Source organism: Planctomycetota bacterium (assembly GCA_016235865.1).
Lineage (GTDB): Bacteria > Planctomycetota > MHYJ01 > JACQXL01 > JACQXL01 > JACRIK01.
This window is the reverse complement of sequence record JACRIK010000037.1, coordinates 1-21,936: the sequence shown is the minus strand read 5'-3', so window position 1 is coordinate 21,936 and position 21,936 is coordinate 1. Positions and strand designations below refer to the sequence as shown.

Below are 21,936 nucleotides of genomic sequence, written 5' to 3'. Positions count from 1 at the left end.
GGTGCTGGTTACATCGGTCTGGCTGAAACCGGTAGAATTGTATATATTATCTCCATAATAAGTTGAGGTTACGGCTACCATATTATCCATCGTATAAACCGGATTTACCTGGGTAACACATAGCGCCACATCCTGGCTGCTGATGACTGAAGTATCCACCGGCTTGGCCCTGACCGTAGTGGTCAGGACGCTGTTGCCCAGCAGCGTGGTTGTGGCTCCAGCTGTAACCTCAATCCTGATGGTATAACTGACCGCCGGCGCTATGCCGGTCTGGCTATAGGCGCCGGACAATACCTGGCTGGTAATATCCGTTCCGCCGGTTGGCGCATTATAATATGAAACCGTCCAGCCCGCCGTGGCCGGACTGCCGGTTATGGTGATGGTCTCGTTGACATTACCGTCGTTCTGGATACGGACATTGTATGACACCACCGCACTATTATTAACCGTATTGGTTACTGTCTGACCAGTCCCGTCCAGATTATATGTGCCATCCAGGATATAATTCCCCTCAGGGTCGCTGTATCGTTTCACCCAGTTATCTGCCTGATAAGTCACCAAAGGAGTGGTCGCGGTTCTGACTGTATCCCTTTCACTGCTTAAGTTGGCGCTTCTGGCCCTTATATAATGGTAGACAGTCACGCCCGGCGTTTCTCCGCTTTGGGTAACTCTTGCCGTAATAGTTATAGCCGTACCTGATACGATACTCGGACTCAACCAGCCCGTGCCGGTAAAACTGATGGTCCGGTCGACATCAACATCATCATAGTAACTCACGGTCCAGCCGCCGGTGCCGGCTGTGCCGGTTACCGTATAGGTCTCCGCATAATTGCCGTCATTCTCTACCCTGATATGATACGACACCGCTTCTCCCGGGGCAATCGTGGTCGGGGTGGCAACGGTCTGCCAGCCGTCTGCGGCTGATTCCAAGTAACTATTCAAGCCCGTATAATCCCCTTGAGCATCCTGATACCGCTTGATATGCAAATCAGGGAAGTAATTCCGGTTGACCGTGGTTACAGCCCGGACCGTATCAGAAGCCGCCGTCCCTACAGATGAAGACGCGCGAATATATGTGGTTATGACACTGTCGACCGCCAGTCCGGTATTCGGCGTAAGCCGCGTATAAATCTCTCTTGATATACCGCCTGAAAGATTACTGATAGACAACCCAGCTCCGGTCATAAGATTCGTCACATCCGTATTGGTCGGCACATTATAATATGAAACCGTCCAGCCCGCTGAAGATGGACTGCCGGTCACGGTAAACGAGTTAGTATCATTACCTTCATTCATAATCTGGACGTAATATGTCACCGGCCTGAGCAACGTGTAATATGTCGGCACACTCGCATTGCTATCCACATTCTGCGCCTCATTGTTATTACCGCTTCCGCTATCATTTATATCACTCCCGACATAACCGCCGGCCGAGGTCCTGATATAGTTATTCGGCTGGTAACTCCTGATGATGGTCTGGAACCTGACCGCATCGTAGAAACTCGCCTCGCCCTGCGAATAGGCATAAATATAAGCATTAAACACATCTGAAGCCGGTCTTGAGATGGGCTCCACCTCCACCCGGTAATAATCAACGGTGGCGCTGCCTGAAATTGCTTTTGTGTGGGTGCCGCTGGTTATGGCATTTGTGACATCAATACTATTCTCATCATAATAGGTCACCACCCATTGCCCGGCTACCCCGGCTGAACCGGTAATGGTAAAGGTATCATCCAGTCCGTCATTTTGGATTCTAATGTAGTAAGACACCATCGGCCCGCTGGAATCGGTATACCTAATAAGATTCTGGGCCGGCGAGCCCAACGGCGGATTAGTATTAGCGTAACTGCTGTCGCCGGCATAACTCACCGGAGAAGGCAATGAATAAAGCAGGTCCGGCCTGTAGGCGCCTGCCGAGGTATTGGCCCTGACCGTATCTGACATCGTTGAGTCGCTGTTTGAACGTGTCCTGACATAGATGGGATAAACCGTGCCTAACGTTACGGAGGCATCGGCCCTGACCTCGGCCCGAATCTCACGGCTGATGGCCTGCCCTAATGCTATACTATAACCGCTCCCAATCATATCAGCCGTTATATTCGTCGTCCCGTCATAATAGGTTACGGTCCAGTTGCCGCCGCCCAATACCCCGCCTCCGGTGCCGGTTACTACCATAGTATTAGTTATATTCCCGTCATTGGCTATCTGCACCGTGTACGAGGCGGTGGTATTGATATCCGCGCTGTAGGTCCGGACCTGGATTGACGGTGAGACCTCGTAGATATTATCTCCGATGTAGGCGCCGGCGGTCTCGTTATTAAGTTTGACCAGTTCATCCACCCGGTAGGAATTAGTTACCTGGGTGTCGCATCTGACCGTATCTGAAACACTGCTATCGCCCTGTGAAATAGAAGCGAGATACTGGCTCCATAAGTTGCCGCCCGGCACTGTCCCGTCCGCGCTGACCACAGCCGTCAGGGTTGCTGTAATCCCGCTATTTAACGGCAGATTATACGGCAGGGTTATCTCGCTGCCATAATAATAACTCACGGTCCAGCCCGATGGCGCCGAGGCGCCACTGACCGTAAACGTATCGCTGCCGGCGCCTTCATTCTGCACCTGGATATAATAGGTGACGCTTCCGTTTGTCTGCGCCTGCTGAGAAACCTGCTGGTTAGTTCCGCTGCTATTATATACGCCGTCACCGGTCCACGGACCACCGGGCGACTGGACCAATCCGTCCACATAATACGGCCTGACCCAGGTCTGGCACCTGACCCGATCCATTATACTATATGCTGAATTATAGGTATCAACGTTGACGTCGGCTGAGCCGCTGGCCCCGCTATTTGGGGTTACCTCCACGCGGATACTGATATACTGCCCGGCCGTAACCACCTGCGGCCAGCCGGCGATTATACTGCCGGTGATATCCGTCCCGCCGCTCAGGGCATTATAATATGAAATCGTCCAATTGGGATAACCGGATGGGTTTGTTCCGTTCAACTCAAAGGTATCATCAACCGTCCCGTCATTCTGGACCCGGATAAAATAGGTCGTGGTCGTGCCGGTTACCACATTACGGGTCTTGAGTTGCCCGGCCCCGTCGCTGTTTATGGTATTATCACCCGCATAATCGCTGTCTGACTCGGTGGATATTCTTATCCAGCCGTCCGGCAGGGTGACGGGCGGGTCGGTTATGCTCCGCAAGGTCGTGGTCAACGGAAACGAACCGATCATCCCGAAGCCCGGCTCCCAGACACAGGACGCCGTGTTGGTTATGGCCACGCCCAATATATTAGTCCCGGTGGTGGCCGTGCTTGGAATATCCAGTGTTATGAAGAACTGGTTATTGGCCGAAGTCGTTGAGGTCAGGGCCTGGTATGACGTTAGAGTAATAACCGAATAACCGCTGATGAAAGTATTAGTGGCCGGCGACACCAGGGTATCTACGGCCGGATCGAATGCGCTGTTGCCGTTAATATCGCGGTATATCCTTATGGCGCTGACCTGGTCATCAGCCGCCGCGCCTAATTTATCCACCCGGATACTCCTCAAGACCCGTTCCTCATTGTTAACCCCCAGCACGCCGCTGGGCAATCCCATGGTGAACCTGAGGAATACGTTATCGTTCTGGCCGCGATAGACATTCGCGCTCATATCGGTCCGGGTGGCCTGGTAATTGCCGTTCCAGTAAACCAGCGAGCCGGTAGATGATTCTTCATCGTCCCGGTTTCCGGCTTGCGTGTTAGTCCAGTTAGCAAACCTTAGGATGGAAGGCAAGGAGCCGAATGCCCGGACCAGGGCCTGGGTCGGGGCGCTGGTATCAAACGAACAATTGGACGAGGTGATATCCTGCCCGGTCCTTAATTGCAGGAAAAACCCGCCTGAGGTAACGGCATTGGTGAATGTCGCATTATTCAACTGGGTCAGGATTGCGCCGGGATACAGATAGATACCCGGCGTATCCTGGTAGTCAAAACTGCAGTAGTTGGCGGCCAGTGTTCCGTAAACCGGCAGGGCGAAACGATGAGCGCCCGAACCATACCGGCCCACGGCCGTGGCCTGACCCGATGCGCCCAGCAGTTCTAATGTCGTTCCGATGGGCGCGGTTATCCGGGAATTGGGATTCAGCCCGGTAATACTGCTGGCCCCGAACCGTAACTGTTTGGCTACAGAGGCATCCCCTGCTCCGGTATATGTCTCGTTGGCATAATTATACCGCTCGGTGGTCCCGGAAGGACTAATCGTATAATCGCCCCAGATGGCGGTTAGGCCCGCGGTAGCGTCGTGCCGCTGGGATTTGATATACGAACCGGGTGTCGTCATCGTGGTCGTGACCACCTCTAATGCGGTATTCAGGGCGCAATTCTGTAACAGCAAGGTCTTGCTGATGGCATCATCATTAAAATAGATGTCGCCGCTGGTGGAGGTGCCGATGGTGCAGTTCCTGAACGTATTATCTCTGGAGGCGCCGTCAACAAACAATCCGTAATTAGTCGCCCCGGATATGTTCATTCCGTTAAAGGTATTACCGGATGAATTTGTCATTGTAATGCCTCTGGTAATGCCTGAAATAGAACAGGTAGTCGCGGTAATTGCGTTATTATTGGCGCTGTAACTCTGACCGCCTAACTGAATTCCATTTGTCCCGGCTGTAATATTCAGGATATTAAATGTAAGATTGTTATTACTGGATGAACCGTTATAAGAACCGATAATCAGACCCCCGCCTGATGAGATATTAATAGCTCCGGCCGGCAGCGTAAAATTATTCATATTATCCAGCCGCAGCCCGGCGCTTGTCATCCCATAGACCGAGTTGTTTGAAATGGTATTATTCAGGGAATTGGTTGATAATAGCACAGCAACACTATTATACAGGTTATTATCATAGATACCCCTGTTACTGTTAGCGGCATTATTATTTATGCAGGAAGTAAGGTAGAAGTACCCGGAATTATAAAAATTACATCCCCGGACGGTCAGGCCGCGATTGGCCAAACTGCCGTCAATACTGAGTGGACGGAATCCATAGATAGGACCGGCGCTGCCCATATCGGCCATATCTACATACTGAAAAATCACCTCGCATTGATTCATATATATGTAAGTCCGGTATGTCCCGCCACGATAGATGTAGCAATTACGATTGGTATTAGAGTCGCCGTAGGCATAGAACTTGCCGTCGGTATTGACCCTAATCCCGTATTGTTCATTAGAATCCGGGCAGTTAATCCGGGTCGTGGTATTGGCGCCCAGGCGCAGGACGCCGTTTACTATTATATTACCGGCCGCCGTGCCCGAAGCCGCCGGGTCGCCGTTGATGAACCAGTCCGCGCCCGGGGCCTGGTGCCTGACCTCGCCCCCGCTGTTTATCTGCACCCCCCTGGTCCTCATAGGACTGATAAAGGTCACGGTCACGCCGGAATAGCCGGTGTAGGGAACGGTCATTGTAATCGGCCGGTAATCAATCATTCCCAGCGCACAGGGCACCTCCCACTGGATATCCGTGCCGGTAATAACCGCATATTGATTGACCGTATTTGAGGTGATGGTGACGGGATAGGTGGCGCCATAGACCCGGAATGTCCCGGAATTGGTAATCGTCCCGCCGCCGGCAATGGTCAGGTTCACGCCCGGCGAAATTGAGCCGGTAACCCTCAATGTCGCGCCGCTGTTAATCTGGATATTACCGGCTGAGATACTGTTATTAACGGTCACTGTATGGCCGCTATTGACCGTCACGTTATCCGCGATAGTTGGCACCGCGCCGCCCACCCAGGTGCCGGAGTTAGACCAGATACCGCTGGCCTGGGACTGGATATTGCTGGAGGACCAAACCACATTACTTGACCCCTCGCGATAATCCTTGCTGCCGCCCAGCGGCAAGTCATTGGTATAATTGGTCATCGTGATGGTATTTCCGCCGATATCCGCATTAACATCATATATCGTGGTGTTATCAAAAGAACAGCCGTCAAAGGTCCGGCTGGCCCCGAACGAGGCATTATTAAACCGGATATGGGCCGAGCCGCTTAGCGCTGATGAATCCTGGAATATCCCGTTATCCAAAGAACTAATATTGGCGCTGGGACAAGCCAGATAAAGCCCGTCCACACCCAGGTTATTCAGGGTATAATAATTAGCCACCACGGTCCCGCTGACGACCAGGTCAACCGGATAGCCGGTATTATCGGCCAGGACCGTAGTGCGCAGTGCGTCCGTATTACCCGAAGACATATCCAATATCGCGCCGGAATCAAGACGAAACCGCGAGCGGCCGCTATTTAAGCCCGAAGGTCCCTGCATAAACCTGACTTGCTTGGCTGTGCCGCCGTCCGTGCCGCCGCTATATGATGGCTGGGTGGTGTTCCAGTTAACCGTGCCTGATGAGACCAGATAATCGCCCCAGATTCTGATTTGACCATCCTGCTGGTCGTGACGCTGGGAGACAACATAAGTCCCGGCGCCCGGTAAGGTCTGCGCCCAATAAACCTCAGTCGGCGAGTCCAGACGGCAATTCTCTAATCTGGCCTGGTAAACCTCGTTGGCCAACGGTAGCATATATATATCTCCGGTAGTATTAGGTGCAGGTGTTCCGGTCGGCGAGATAACTCCAAACCAGCAATTCTGGACAACAGTATTATTTACGCCGGCGTTATTATTGCCAATCTGGAGTCCCCGACCATTGTTGTAGTAATTCTCGTTAATAAGTGAGCAATTTGAACTGCCATTTGCTATAAAACCACCAGGCCCTACATTATTATAAGCAATGTTATTACTGAAAGTGTTATTAGGAGATGTCCCGCCAGCTGTTAACCCAACGCCAGAATTGTAAACAGTATTTGCGGCTGCGGTATTTGTAGAAGAACCTGTAACAAATACAATACCGTTGTTTGCAATATTATATACAATATTATTAGTCACTCCTCTATTAGCGCCGGTATGATTACTCGAATTATTATAATAGATTCCTTGATAACCATCCCGAATCGTGCAGTTATCAATCCAGTTATATTGCCCGGCCTGGGAGCCATCCACCCCTGAAATCACCAGCCCATATCTTTCCACTGCCCCGCTATCGCCTAAATTGAACAATTCGCAATACTGGAATATTGAAGTTGACTGCGCTTGGCAGTAGATATAACCCCGGTTGGCGCTAAGCGAGGCAATGGTGGCATTGCGGTTGGCAGAGGATGTACCGGTGGCCGTGAGTGTGCCGTTGGCCTGGATAATCAGGCCGTATTGTCCGGTAGAGGCGCAGTTGAGACGCAGGTTTGCCCCTTGGTTGGCCTGCCCGATAATCTGCAGAACACCGTCACCTGCGCCGGCTCCGGTCCCGACATTAATACTACCGCTGGCAATCCAGGTGGCCGTGGTGGCCGGGTCAAAGGCCAGGGTCGTATCCCGGTCAACATTAACCGCGGTAGTCCACATATTATCCCCGAACTCCACCCTGACGCCGGTTCCGGCCACGGTCAGCGCCGGCCGGTAATCCACCCGGTTAAAACGCCACTGGGGATTGGACGCGCTGGTGCTATCTGCCTGCAGCGCGAAATCAATCCCGGCGCCGGTGAATATCAGCGGCGTGGCCGTGGCCGCGCTGGAGGTCTCTATGACCGCATACCGGCTATCCGCGGGCTTGGACTGGAACCTGATAGCGCCGTTATTAACAATCGTTCCGCCCGACGCCAGTTGCAGTGTCGCATTGTTCGTCAGGTCGGTTCCGCTCCAGGTAAAGGCCAGGATGGAAGCAGGGTTAATGGTCAGTTGCCGGCACAGGGCCGCGGTCGCGCTATTGGTGATATACAAGGTCGTGGTAATGGTAACATTATCGTTTATGCCCGGCGCTCCTGAAGGCGTCCAGGCCGCGGCATCGGCCCAAAAAGCGCTCGTCCCCGAGGTAACCTTATTCGTCCCGATGGCCGACCAGGTTACCGATGAACCTGCCTGGGCCTGGTCGCTGGCCGCGGTCCGCTGCCTGGTCCAGTTGGACATCGTCAGGATTGTATTAACAGCGCCCATATTAGCGCCCACGCTAAAGTCGTAGGTCGTGGATGAATCAAACGACAGACCGCTATAGGTCGCGGTTACGCCCTGGCGCATCGTCAGATGCCGGCCGGCGGCGGCGTTATTCCTGAATGCAATATTACTAAATGTGCTGACCGTGCAATATCTGCGGTCATTATCCACGAGCGTGCCGGGCATTCCGCCGATACATAATCCCTGGGCATTCAGGTTCTCAAACTGGACATAGTTCATAGAAACCGCCGGGTAGGTCGCCGCGGAACGATAGATATAAAACCCGTAGGGGTTGGTATTACCGGTAACCGAGCGGACGATGACCGGCGCGCCGGCCACCCCGACCAGAGTGACACTAGCGCCTGAAGAATTTGCCGTGTAACGGCTGCCCGATAACATCGCGGTTACCGCGCCGTCTAAGACCACAGAAACCGCGCCGGACGGACCGAATTCTATCACCTTCTGGACATTAGCATCGCCCGAACCGGCGTATAACGCGGTATCATACCTGAAACTATTGCTCTCTCCGAACCACGATGCCTGCCAATCGCCCCAGATGCGCGTTAAGCCCGGCGTATTATCGTGCAGTTTTGACATCACGCCGGCCTGCCCAATCGCATTGGTAGTAAACGCATTCACCTCGGTCGGAGAGTCCAGTAAACAATTTCGTAAAAGTATGATGCCTGCAATATTATTATCCAGGGAAATATCCGCCACGGTATTGGCGCCTAATACCCCGAAATTACAACCGCTGATTACTAACCCGTTACCGCTGTTAAGAAGGAATCTCATTCCCAGGTCGCAATTATAAATATTATTATTATTAAATGCGCCGGCCCAACTGGCATTATTATTCCACCAGGTGACGCCGTTAGCATCGCTGGAAGCAGTGATATTATAGATGGTGTTGCCGCTAATAGTGTGTGATGACGAGTTGGTCGTATTGCCGCACTGGATATAGATGCCGTAATTGTTAACCGTCCCGGCATTGATATTGTAGATATTGTTATTGGTGACGGTGTTGCCGGTCTGGTTGGCGGCAGTTCCATAATACAGATATACGCCGCAGGAAAAGGTCTCGTAGGAACTATTAGCGTAGGAATCCCTGATATCGCAGGAGTCCAGGGTCAGGCCTTCGCTGGGGCGCAGGCCGGTGGCCGCGCCGGCAATCTGGTCCGAATAGATTCTTATCATCCCGGCGATATCGCAATATTGGAACCGGGCGTCGGAATCATTGGCTAAATATATCTCGCACCGACCGGCAAGTATAGAACCGGTAGAGCGGTATATCCGGCAGTCCCGTGAGGCAGACGAGGTGCCGGTGGCCGTAATGACGCCGTTGGCATAATTATAAATCTGGGCCAGGGCCGCGGACTGCTGGTCCATCTCTACTCTGGTATTCCGGCCCAGGACCAGATACCCGTAGTTGGCAATCCCGGCCCGGCAACGAAGATAAGAGTTATCTATCAAATCCAGCCGGGCCAGGGCATTATCCGTTATGGAAATAACCGAGGTGGAGTCGGCATAGACATTGCCGGCCAGGCGGAGAGTATTGCCATAGGTAACTAATTGGGGCAGATATATGAAGTTGGCCAGCACATAGAACTGATTAGAGCCGCCGGACGGGACCAGGCCATTGCCTGAATTCCAGGTAGCCAGCCCGGTAGATGAGATGACGGCCGGAAACGTCGTATTGGTGTTATTGGCCGCGACCGTGCCGCTATTGGTAATCGCGCCGTCTGCGTCCAATATCAATGTCGGCGAGGACGAGGTCATATTAAAGGTCAGGGTCCCGCCGCTGTTTATGGTCAGGTTCCTGGCATATCGCGTATCGGTAATGGACACATTATGGGTATTAAGGATGGTCACGGTATCGCCCTGCTGGGGGATGCCGGCCGGATTCCAGGTTGACGGATTGGTCCAGTTACCGGTCCCGGTTGAGGTATAGGTCTGGACCGCGCCGGTTTCGTAAGATACCGACCAATCGCTCAATATCCCGGCGCCCTGCAGGTTTGTCCTGAGCCGGAGCGAGCCGTTATAATTACCTATACCCGATAACGTGGACAGGTCGGCGCCTGAGGCGACATTAATGGCCAGAACCAGGTTGTCAGACCCGCGCAGGACGTCCACAGTCGCCGCCGATGAAGAATTATAGGTCAGGGTCCGCCATCTCAGGATACCGCTGGTTGGATTTATCAGCGGCGAAGTATAAGAACCCGGCCCGGTATATCTGTAGATATTACCATCCCATAAAATATGAACAAAATCCAACTGCCCGCCGCTTCTTGAAATGACCGCGCTGGCATAGGATATCTGGGCTGTCCCAATCCCGCTGGAAGAGCCGTTATCCCTGAATATATCATGGATGTATCTGGATAAAACAGTAAACAGATTCGTGATATTCTGATTTGTCGCCCTGAAGACAAAACCGTTCATTGCGTTATTCCAGTTGGAGCCGGTCCCGGCGCTGGTGACGCTGTATAACTGGCCGGACTTGGTGCCGGCCAGGGTTTCTTCGCCGGCCGCGCCGTTGGTGTTCCTCGGCGTGACGCAATAAACCGCCGAGCCCAGATTGGGCGAGTTGGCCGCCAGCCCGCCGCTGAAATTATAATAGCGCACCAGGCCGTCCGAACAGCCCACGGCAATCCGGTCCTTGCCGCCCGCGCCGTCCGAATCAATCAGACAGATATTATCCAATTTAACATCGGTATAATTCTGGTTGGAGGTATTGACCGGGAAACCGGAGATGATTAAACCGGTTACGCCGTTGACTGCGTAAAGACGATTATTATAAGAGGCATTGGAAGACCTTACGGTAAATATCGCATCGTCTCGCCCGTCGCCGGTGATATCGCCCGCGGCCAGGCCTAAAATCCGCACATAATCATATGAATAGCCGGTTCCTGATACTATGTAGGTCCAGGATATGGCGCCGGTATCCTGGAAAGCGCGCACCGTTCCGAATGAGGTCGCGCCGATAATCTCTCTATTGGCATCGCCATCCAACTGGGCCGAACGAACCATGTGAAAATATTTCGTTGTAGTCCAGAATGTTCCGCCGATAGGATCAAGTTCACTCCAGATATTAGCGTTCCCGATCGGGAACCCGGCCAGGGTATTGCCGGAATTATCGCCTTCCAGGATCCAGAGCGTTGAAGCGCCCTGAGTCCCCACAATGATATCGTCGGTCCCGTCGTTGTTGACGTCAGCCGCGGCCAGGGAAAGGATATAACCCAGCCCGGTCCGGGACCAGAGCAGTGAATGGTTATTGTCAAAGGCGTAAACCGCCCCGGCCGTATTGGCCGCCACATATTCCATTTCCGGGTCGCCGTCCAACTGGGCCGGGACCAAATCAGTCAAAGGACCGCTGGTGGCATAAGCGGTGGCAGAGATACTTACGGATGCATTATTATTATCAGCCGGTCGCGTATTAGAATAGGTCCCGTCCGAGGGATAGAATGTGGTCTGGGTCCACTGGTTCGTCGTGGCGGCATAGACCAGTGAACCGGTAAAGCCGGCCAATACGGCAAAGAGCAGAAAAATCTGTAGCGGACGGAATTTCATATTCAACTCCTTTTCCAGATAGCTCAAATGTTCAAGATTTCAAATGGTTCAACAGTTCAAAAGATTAACACGAATCACACGAATACGGCGAATCAGACGAATAATTATTGGTTCTTCCGACAATTCTTTATAAACGAAATCATCCATATTCGTGTTATTCGCTCTTATTCGTCCTATTCGTGTTTAGTATTTCTCGTTTTAACCCTCTCATTTACGCGCAACTGCAGGCGCTCCAATTACCCCAACCCCAGCTCCAACTCACCGTATTGGCGTGGGTGCCGACGCTCGGGGCGCCGGCGTTAAATACCAAATCCACCGTATCGGCATGGGTGCGCGGGGCAAAGACCTGGCCGGACATCCCGGCCAGCAGCCCTAAGGTTAATCCGCCGATTTTGATGACCTTGTCCTGGCTGATGCCGCCTGCCTCGCTCTTGATAAAATTCACCAGATTCCTTGCCGGCTTCCGCTTATTTTCTTTCATAACTCGCTTTCCTTTCTACTATTCAATAAAATATATAGCAAATACCGTGCCAGTTTACCACAAAACCTTAAAAATTATTCACCACAAAGAGCACTAAAAACACCAAGAAAAACGCCCTACATAACCACTTGTATTATAAGCAGTTATAAGTGCCTTTTGGCGCCGAAGCGCCGTGGCGCCCTTATGGCGCTCAGTGGCTGATAAATAATCTGCGAAATCAGTGAAATCTGTGGTTTTTATTGTTACCTTTTGGTAACATCGTTACGAAAAGGTAACATTTTTGTTACCTTTTGGTAACATCGGTTACCTAAAAGTGTCGGCAAATGGCAACAGCACCAAAGTCCCCTCTAAAAAGAGGGGATTTAGGGGTGTGTTTCGTCCTCCCATATTCGCTTAACCCCTGGCATCTCTTTGCCCTTTTTATAATCTTCTATCCATTCTTCTATCAGATGTAAAACTCCTTCTATATTTTGCTTTACATCCTTATCCAGAAATCTAACAATATAAAAACCGGATGACATTAATTTCTGCTCTCTTAATCTATCCTGCTCTGCTTTCTCAGAGTGCGTCTCCCCGTCAATCTCAATAATAAGATTTAATTTGGGACAAAAGAAATCTACAATATACTCATCAATCGGTTTCTGCCGGTGGAAATCATATCCCTTCATCTGTTTGTTTTTGAGATGCCGCCATAATAATATCTCGGACACGGTGCTCTGTCTGCGAAGTTGTCGGGCAAGTAATTTCAATTTATTATTATAATGAATTTTCATACCTTGCGGTATTCCGTTAAAGTGTATCCCGTAGGGATTACACACCCCCGCCCCTCTTATTAGAGGGGAGCAATTTCGGAAGTCCCCTCTTGAGAGCGGGTAACAGAAAACCCATAATGCCGGATGTCTACCTGCTTGCCGCCTACTTTATTCCGAGTTGCTTCATCTTCCGATATAAACTGGGCCGGTCATAACCCAGTTGCCGGCTGGCCTCGGCCACGTTGCCGTTATGTTCTTTAATGGCCTCCCGGATAACCTGACGTTCAAACTCATCCCGCAATTGGACTAATGTCTTACCATTTCTGTAACACACCCCTTTATCCCCTCTTATTAGAGGGGACTTAAATTTCCCCTCTTGCGGAGCGACAGTCCCGCCAAGAGCGGGATAAACTCCGTCCCGCCCCAAGCGGGGAGAGGTGGTCGGGGGTGTGTAACGAATGTTTTCGGCCAGCATCTCTTCGGTAATAACCTTTTCGTCCTGGTGCAGGACGCAGAGCCGCTGGATTTCATTCTCCAGTTCCCGGACATTCCCGGGCCAGGCGTAGGCAGTAAGAATTTCCAATGCAGAATGACTAATGCCTAATGACGAACCTTTGACTGCGGCATACTTCCCCATAAAATGCTCTATCAACAACGGGATGTCTTCCCGACGCTCCCGGAGCGGCGGCAGGGTAATAATGATAATATTGATACGGTAAAACAAATCGCTCCTCATCAGGCCCTTGGCCATCATCTGCTCCACGTTCTGGTTGGAGGCAAAGATGAAACGGACGTCAACCGGAACGGGCTTTTCCGCGCCCAAAGGCCAGACGCTCTGCTCCTCCAGGACCCGCAGGAGTTTCTGCTGCATACCAACCGACATATTGGTAATCTCATCCAGCATCAGGGTGCCGCCTGAGGCCAGCTCCACATAACCTTTTTTATCCTCGGTGGCGCCGGTGTAAGCGCCGGCCGTATGCCCGAAGAGTTCGTTCTCCAGAAGATTCTCCGGCATAGCCCCGCAATTAAGTGCTAAATACGGTTTCTCAGACCGGGCCGACTTCCGATGAATAAGCCGGCAAATAAGTTCCTTGCCTGTCCCGGTCTCGCCCTGGACCAGGACCGGCAAATCGGTCGGCGCGATTTTGTCTATTACCTGATAGACCTCGTGCATCGCCGGGGACTTGCCGACAATGATATTTTTATAGGATGCGCTTTTATAATGCTTATCCACTTCACTGATTAGAATATGCGGAACATCCCGGGAGGTACTGTATATCTCCTGCAATTGTTTATAAAAGTCGTTAAACTCCTTGATCCTCTCATAGAGCCAGCCGACATCCACTTTATTTAGCAGCGGTTTAATCTGTTTCTCCACGGAGATTGACCTGTCCGGTTCGCTATCGCAGTCGCTGCGGCGTTGTCCTGAGCTCCGGTGGGTGCTCGGAGTCACGCTGTCGCTTAGAGCGCTATCGCGGTCACTGCGGTGTTCGTTCACTCCGCCTGCTTCGCAGTGCTCGTGGTCTCGCAGTAGCGAGTTCCCGAGCGAATAGGCCTTGCCCAAAAGAAGCATCGCCTCGCAGGTAACCTCGTTATATTTCTGGCGCCGGCCCGTCCTGACGACGTCCTGCAATTTCGCTATCGCCGCCGGCACCTGTTTTTCCAGTAAATCAATCATAGCCAGGTGAACCTTCGCCTCCAGGACTCCGGCTGACAGGTTAATCTCTTCGCTTATCACGACACATCTGTTAAATGACTCTTTGGCCGGCCCGTAATCTTTCAGATTGTACAGGTATTCGCCCTTAAAATGATAATAATCCAGCAGAAGGTATTTATCGCTTATGGACGGCAGGACCGGATGAACCTCTTTCTCCAGAATCTCGCCAACCCTGGCGAAGTCATTGAGGTAAAGATAACAATAAGTAACCCCAATCAGGAGGTGGATGTATTTCTCTTTACTTAACAGGAATCTGCCCTCAAATTCCCGGCAGTAGGCCTGCGCCTTCTGGAATTGGGCCAATGCCTGCCGGATATTCCGGAGCGCTATAAGGGTGTATCCCAGCCGGCTTAAACAGTTAATGGCATAACCCGGCTCTTCAGCCAGGTTCTTGGAGGCGAACAGGTATGACTTATAATACGCATCCAAAGACCGGGTGTATTCGCCCAGCCCATAGTAAATCCGGCCTGATTGCTCATATATCCGGAATTCCTCCAGCGGCGAGCGCGGCAGAGAGGCAAGATTCTTCAACGCCACGTCGGCATAACGTTTCGCCTCGGGATAGTTGTTGCGGTCAATGGCGTTTTGGATTAAATCGCCGTAGTCAGCCAGACGTTTCTTCTTCATGGTAAAGACCATACTAAATTAACCGTAATATGTCAATTCTTACTGGCTGTTGGCGACGAAGAAGCCTTACAGCCAGTTAGATTCCTGCCCGCCTCTGGCGGATACTATATTACATACCCAAGCACATAGATTACTAACTCGGTGGAGTTTATTCCGGCCACATAGGCAATCCAGGTCAGGGTCCTGTCCTGTGCCACCGGCATCAGGACTGACCCGCCGTTCTTAGAGCCAGTTAGGACCCCGAATGCTTTCGGGGGACATTTACTGGCTCTTAGATCCCGCAGAATTGCGGGATACTACATTACATAACCGAGTATGTAGATAACTAGCTCAGTTGAGTTGTTTCCTGATACATAAGCCTGCCAGAGCAATGTTCGGTCGTCAGCTACGGGCATAATCACTGACGCTCCGTTCGATATCCCCGGCGCATTAACCGGCGGAGCCATAACCTGCAGGGCATACTCCGCTCCGGCCTGTTGGTAGATATAGGCCATCATCCCGCCATCCGTATAACCCTGGGTGATACAGGCGATTGAAACGATAACGGCTTTGGTGCCGACCGGAATAATTGCAGACAGGTCAACGCTGGCCGGTTGGGTAGTGGCAATAATTCCGCCTTGGTCCAGCGCGGTCTGGGGCGTTGGGAACATCGTCAGGGTATCGCCGCCGCCCACGCCCGGGGCCAGTTTGGCCGCTGTAACTGATGCGTTCACGAGTTCACTGGTCCCGACAGAATTCGCCGCCATCTTGGCCTTGGTTACTGAACCGGTCGCCAGCTTAGCTGTGGTGATACTGGCATCCGGTATCTTGGATCCGATAACCGCATTATCCTGTATCTTACTCGTCCCCACACTCGCATCTTGTATCTTGGAACTTATCACTGCATTGTCTGCTAACTTACTACTGTCTACTGCGCCAGCCCCTATCTTGTATCCGGTAACTGCCCCGTCCCTTATCTTCTCCGTGGTCACACTGGCTACTGCCAACTGACTACTGTCCACTGCAGCGGCCGAAATATGCCTACGCTCAACCGCATTGTCAGCCAATTTCGCCGCTGGTATTGAATTATCCGGAATCCCCACGGCCGGAACATCATCGCCCAGCTTGGCCAGGGTCACGGCCTTATCGGCAATATCCTCTGTCTTGATTGTGGCGTTCTTAATCTTAGGCGAGGTCACCGCATCATTGGCGATTTTATCCTCAGTCACGGCCGATTCCGTAATCTGCGGCGTGGTCACCTGCCCATCACTAAAATATCTTCTATTGTATGTCATATAAAATCCTTATTGTTGTGAAGACAGGGGCGGATTGCCCCGCCCCTGCTTCTGGTTACTAAACTGTCAAGCCGACCTGCGTATGCAGGACCAAAAAGTTACCGTCCATTTCCCATGAACAGTAACAGGTATTCGGCGCCGGTGTGGCCACGAAGGCATCGCACCTGGCCGGGTCCCGCAACTTGGTCAGCAGTCCGGCATTAATGGTATTCTGCTCCACAATAGCCGGGTCCTGGTATTCGGAGTTAATCACCATCATTCCGCCCTGAATCAGCCTCTGCTGGATGGCCGCCTTAAGCGAATTCCGCTCCAGCTCCGAGGTAATGTTATACGGAGCGCCGTCCGCAAAATCGCCCGGTTGAATCCAGCCGCCGGCCCGTTCATCGCCTGCCAGATAAAAGGAAACTATCGGAGCCGCGCCTCTACCCCGGATTTTGTCTCCGGTCAGGCGAATGGTCTTATCCGCTACCTCCTTGGCCCAGTTATCGATGCTGTTATCTATCTTATCCTTGAATGCCTTGGCCGGAACGCCGTCCACCTCGGCGAAGGATTTAGATAGATTAGCCAGCCATTTGGAAAACCGCTTGCCCATATTCTTGGCGTGGGCATTGCCGATGCCGTCCGCGGTGCGTCCATGCCTGGACACAAAGGCCGGGTTAAGCAGACCCCGATAGGCCTTGTTGGCCGGCGTAGCCATCTGGTTTATGAATGTCCCGTCATCCGGTATCTTAGCCGTAAGATGGTCAAACATATAGGGAGCCGCGTTTTTCAGGTTATCCCGCCACCTGACGGGCATATCGCCGGATACCTCCCATGTGGCCGGCACATAAAGTTTCAGTTCGAATTTCTTCTCAAAAGCCATATTAAATCCTCTCTTAGTCGCCCGTACGGGCGACTTAGACCCCCGCGTTTTGCGGGGGCCTTCATTTTGGAAATCAGCCCGTTCAGGCAGGCGCCTGCCCGAACAGGACTAACCAGACAAAGCTACTGCTTTGTCTTATTGCGGATTACATTCAGGACGATTTCAACAACCATCCTGATGACCCGCCTCCAAAATCTACTCATCATAGAATTTTAGAGCCAGTTAGACCTATGAAGTTTACCCTGAGTAAACGAAGGGTTACTGGCTCTTATCCCGACAGTATTTGTCGGGGCTAAGCCCGTTTTGTTGTTAATACAACTAACTGCCAAACAGGCATCAAACAGTCAGCCATAGTAAGGCAAATCAGGACGGCAGATAAAGTGACGCGCCTTAACTGCCGGCGTCATCCTGATTGTCTCTTTAGATACTGTTAGGGCGTCACGACCTATCGGGACAACCGTTACAGTATCTTATCCCGATGAACATCGGGACTTACCTTGTATTAAAGAAGTTCTTAGACCTTGAACTTGCCGGCCAAGCGGGATATGATTTCCGGTCTCGTGTTATGCTCCAACCGGCGGTCTTTCATAATTGAAAGCAAGTGCCAGTACACATCGGAAAACCGCTCATCCAGACCGCCGTATTTCTTCTCGGGTAAACGGCCATAAATACCTTCCAAATCCTTCCAGAGCATCAGCATAACCAGTATTATGACCGTCGGCCTGGGGTCCCGGCGTGATTGATAGAGTTTAACCAGGTCATCCAGTAAACTATCCGGTATTGACGCCCGGTCTTTCTCAATAAGAATCATCAGGTCAATCAGCCGCTCAAACCGTTTTAGATAAGGCAGGGTCGCCTTAAATTGCGTAAACTCCGCCTCAAACCCGCCCTTTTTGGTCATCTCGTAGAGATGCTTATAGAGGAACTCATACGAATTCACCTCATCGGGCTTTTTTTCTATATCCTTCATACCGATACTCCTTATCAGGCAAGTCATCATCAGCCATAATGGCCGGTGAGGTTGTCCTGATAACCCTATCTGGCGAAAATTCGCTCAATGTCCGATATCGCGGCAAGGAGTTTTATAGTCGGGGGGATAGTTTGTAATGGTATGTAATGACCGGGTGCTTTATTATAACGTCTTATATTACAGAAAGATAAGGTATAATTGCTATGGCAAACGCTCTAATACCTGATTAAAAACGGGGGAAAATCTTTTATATGGATTCTTGGGGAATAACGCTATTTAGAGGGGCGAATTTTCATCCGCTATGGAACTGTCTTCTAAATCGGCTGGCGTATCAAAAGAGCCGGGGGGTTCCTTATATGAGCAGAAAACCTTGAATTTGGCCTGATAGCCCGGCTTTTTACCTCTGGCATAGTAAGGATAAAAGGGGTCGTCATTTATGCCAAAGTATTCCTTAAGCCGCTTGCGTAACATCCCTACGTATGTTGGTATATCTGATACTTTCATACCGGCTATCGTGATGCCGGTGAATTGTTTAAGGTATTCTTCTTTCTGGGCGGCTGCTGATAACTCGGCTACAGCCGGGTCAAAACCTTTCTTCTTACGGAATACCTTTGCTTTTTTAAGCAGGTCTCCTAATGTCCATTCGCCTTGATTTTGGGCTATCAACCGGAATACCCGCCAGGCCTTATCAGGTACAATTCCTTGTGAAGTGCGCCGGGTATCCTGGAACCCCATTACAGAAAAGTGTTTAGTGTATGGATGCTGGAATCCGGGCATATTAATTTTCACTCCATCTTCTGTAATAAATTCAATGGTGGTATTATCCCAGGTAGTTCCGTCAGGGGTAGGGAATTTAACGGACATCTTTGTATCAGAGGTTGCTTTAGATTCAGATATTTTTCTCTTGATAATATCGCTTATATCAAAATTATTCCTCAACACGTTTTTTAATGTGATTAAATGAGTGTTTCTTAACGAATTAATCCCGCCTATCAGCAAGGCGGCATTGGAAGGGACGACGATAAACAATTCGTCCGCCCTGAACATGCCAAAGCAGTCCGCGATTACTTCTTCCGGGTGAATTAAGTCATAACCAAATCCGTAGCCATAGATAACCGCCATATTTTTTCCGTTTATCTGTTCATAGGCAATCGGCATTAAATTCCCTGTTTTTTCTTCGCCGCCCGGGACCAGGTTGGATTTAGCGCAGATTAATTCGGCCAGGCGGTTAAAATCAAACTGCCAGCCCTGGGTTTCATCGGGTGTAAGTTGGTGTGGCGTTTCAAGAAAACCGCTCGGGCAGATACCACCAAGTTTACCATTAACCAGCCCAATACTAAGTCCACGGCAATTCTCCCAGCATTGGTCACAACTAAACTTATCTATCGGGACTTGTTTTAATAACCCTAATTCGCAGAATTGCTTAACAGTATCGGTCGGCTCTAATTCCCTGAATTTTATGTTATTAAACTTCGGCTCAAGACGTGTTTCTAAAGCATCAAAGATGTTCATCGGTTAGCAATCTTCCAATCCTTCAGGCAGGCGCCGATAATCCGGTCGGCATCAGAATCGCAGATATTGCTATGATTGGACTGGCTCATCCAGATAGTCCGCCGGGAACTGCGTCCGCCTTCGGAAAATTTAATCTTCAGGAATATCTGGGTTATCTCTACCTGATTAAGATTGATATTATGTGTCTTGAGCAATCCCTTCAGGTCTTTTTCTGAATGGAGTTCAATCGTCTCCCCCGAACCATTCTTGGTAACCTTGATACCGGTTTCTTTTACGCTCTCAATCCCGTATTCCGGCTTGGCCTCATATTCTAAAGGCAGGGTGCAGAATTTATCGAGTTTATACGTCTTTTCAGCGTCCGGATGATTAAAGAAATCCGCATCACCCAAAACTATACGAGCAAATGTATCTTTGCATACATCACGGATGGGCTTATTTCGCGCCTTCATCTTCAGTTGCTTATCATCAGAATATATCAGCACCGCCTCATAGACCGGCCGGCCATCCTCATAAGACAGGTCATCATTCTTAATTTTTCGTTCCTGCCGCTTATAGTCCTCATAATAAATCAGATATGCCTTTCGGCTGTTTTCCCCAGGTTCCTCACAATATTTAATTACCAGATTCCCCCGGTCCTGCTCTTTAAGTTCCCCCTTAATTGCTTCTCTCCATACAGGCATAATACTCTCAAACGGCTTGGGTTGCTTCTTGTTCTTTCCTATAAAGTCCGAATATCCTTTATTTTGCTCTATGTTAAAGAACTCATGACTATTGTAAAAATCAATCGGCTTTTCCAGATAAAAAAGTAATGCTAATTCATAAGGGGTTTTATCCGCCGTATCTATGTCTAACTCCCGCGCCTTTTTAGTCAGGTAAGGCATTGCCTTAGGTATAGCCAGGTCATTCACCATTCCCAATTGCTGATGGAACCTCTTTTGTTTCTCACCGTCTAATTTAGTGTATCTATCAAATAGGTCTTTCGGGTTAAACTTATCCCAGGGGAAATCAGCAAAGGTCTGGTGCTGGTCCACAAAATAGCGTTTCAGGAGTGGCGAAAATGTCTTGGCTTTCTCAAAGAACTTTAGCGAGTAAAACGGCCGATAAACCTGCATTTTAGGACTCCTATTTTATTATATCCATTATCCATAGTATCATCACATCGTATAATAAACATTTTTTATGAGGAAATCAACAAATATCCGCTTTTTGCACGTTTACTTTTCATAACCCATTGATAAATAAGGAGGATTTTCGAGCCAGGGGGGGGTATACCACCTCCCCTTAGTCGGTATCGGACCGCTCTGGCATTCTATACATCGGTATAGGTATACGGTATCCAACGATTTCGGCATTATATACATCGGTATAGGTATCCGGCCGGAAGTTCTTAGCGAATTACCAGCCCACCCTCAGACATCCGGCATCTGCCGGCTTCGGCATTCTATACATCCGCCTTGGTATTAGGCAGTCCGCCCCTTGCGGATTACAGATAGACATCTATGCATTCAGCAATTAACGGCTAAGGCATTCTATACATCGGTATAGGTGTCCGGTATCCCATAGTTTCGGCATTCTATACATCGGTATGAGTATCCGATATCACACGAGTTCGTAATTCTATACATCGGTATATGCATCTGGAAGTCAACAGTTTATGGATTCCCGGACCACGGTCTTGAATCCAGGGGGATGGCTTGCAGGAAAATTAAAAATAAATATAAAACAGCTCTTGAAAAAATTTATAGATACCGTTTCTGTAAAAAATGATATTTATGATTCCAGAAAATGGCCTGTAAAACCGGTGACTGTCCCCATTACGGGGACAGACCACATATTTTCTTTCCCGCTATTCTATTGAGTTTGATGACGTTGTGGTATAAAAACAGCATTTTCTTTAACACGGTAATCTGGGTACACCCAGCCAATATTCTATGAGCTGGGCAAGCCATACGAATTTATTCCCATTCCTTCGCTGCGTATCCACTCCGCTGCCTGGGGTGGGGACTGGGGTGGGGACAGACCACATATTTTCTAATGCCTGTTTTTCTTGACATTCAAGTCGCTCTTTGACAAAATTGAGATCATGCCACGAATCGCCAGAGCCGTTGCCGTCGGTTTCCCTCATCATGTTATCCAACGAGGCAATAACCGG

General features: G+C 50.4%; 9 protein-coding genes. All 9 read right to left on the bottom strand.

Annotated elements, in window-relative coordinates:
- Positions 1-11,589, bottom strand: an 11,589-nt coding sequence (locus HZA49_11390; protein MBI5780040.1) for a hypothetical protein, incomplete at its 3' end; no start/stop codon positions are given.
- Between the two features lie 211 nt (positions 11,590-11,800).
- Complete coding sequence (locus HZA49_11385) at positions 11,801-12,070, bottom strand: hypothetical protein (protein MBI5780039.1); 270 nt, start codon at positions 12,068-12,070, stop codon at positions 11,801-11,803.
- 362 nt (positions 12,071-12,432) lie between these two features.
- On the bottom strand, positions 12,433-12,843 hold the full coding sequence (locus HZA49_11380; GenBank protein MBI5780038.1) for an endonuclease domain-containing protein: 411 nt from the start codon (positions 12,841-12,843) through the stop codon (positions 12,433-12,435).
- 142 nt (positions 12,844-12,985) lie between these two features.
- Positions 12,986-15,166 carry a sigma 54-interacting transcriptional regulator gene (locus HZA49_11375; GenBank protein ID MBI5780037.1) on the bottom strand — a complete coding sequence of 727 codons (2,181 nt, stop codon included), beginning with the start codon at positions 15,164-15,166 and terminating at the stop codon, positions 12,986-12,988.
- Positions 15,167-15,462: 296 nt separating this feature from the next.
- Complete coding sequence (locus tag HZA49_11370) at positions 15,463-16,440, bottom strand: hypothetical protein (protein ID MBI5780036.1); 978 nt, start codon at positions 16,438-16,440, stop codon at positions 15,463-15,465.
- 58 nt (positions 16,441-16,498) lie between these two features.
- Complete coding sequence (locus tag HZA49_11365) at positions 16,499-17,302, bottom strand: hypothetical protein (protein ID MBI5780035.1); 804 nt, start codon at positions 17,300-17,302, stop codon at positions 16,499-16,501.
- Between the two features lie 514 nt (positions 17,303-17,816).
- The gene (locus HZA49_11360; protein MBI5780034.1) at positions 17,817-18,272 is read right to left on the bottom strand and encodes a hypothetical protein; all 456 of its coding nucleotides are present in this window, start codon (positions 18,270-18,272) and stop codon (positions 17,817-17,819) included.
- A gap of 276 nt (positions 18,273-18,548) precedes the next feature.
- A complete protein-coding gene (locus HZA49_11355; GenBank protein MBI5780033.1) occupies positions 18,549-19,784 on the bottom strand; it encodes a hypothetical protein in 1,236 nt (411 codons plus the stop codon).
- On the bottom strand, positions 19,781-20,896 hold the full coding sequence (locus HZA49_11350; GenBank protein MBI5780032.1) for a hypothetical protein: 1,116 nt from the start codon (positions 20,894-20,896) through the stop codon (positions 19,781-19,783). Before HZA49_11350 ends, HZA49_11355 begins: the two co-directional genes overlap by 4 nt.
- Positions 20,897-21,936: the final 1,040 nt, after the last annotated feature.

Excerpts from the sequence above, each read along its gene's own strand:
- HZA49_11385 (MBI5780039.1), bottom strand. The coding sequence starts at position 12,070 with ATGAAAGAAAATAAGCGGAAGCCGGCAAGGAATCTGGTGAATTTTATC.
- HZA49_11380 (MBI5780038.1), bottom strand. The coding sequence starts at position 12,843 with ATGAAAATTCATTATAATAATAAATTGAAATTACTTGCCCGACAACTT.
- HZA49_11375 (MBI5780037.1), bottom strand. The coding sequence starts at position 15,166 with ATGAAGAAGAAACGTCTGGCTGACTACGGCGATTTAATCCAAAACGCC.
- HZA49_11370 (MBI5780036.1), bottom strand. The coding sequence starts at position 16,440 with ATGACATACAATAGAAGATATTTTAGTGATGGGCAGGTGACCACGCCG.
- HZA49_11365 (MBI5780035.1), bottom strand. The coding sequence starts at position 17,302 with ATGGCTTTTGAGAAGAAATTCGAACTGAAACTTTATGTGCCGGCCACA.
- HZA49_11360 (MBI5780034.1), bottom strand. The coding sequence starts at position 18,272 with ATGAAGGATATAGAAAAAAAGCCCGATGAGGTGAATTCGTATGAGTTC.
- HZA49_11355 (MBI5780033.1), bottom strand. The coding sequence starts at position 19,784 with ATGAACATCTTTGATGCTTTAGAAACACGTCTTGAGCCGAAGTTTAAT.
- HZA49_11350 (MBI5780032.1), bottom strand. The coding sequence starts at position 20,896 with ATGCAGGTTTATCGGCCGTTTTACTCGCTAAAGTTCTTTGAGAAAGCC.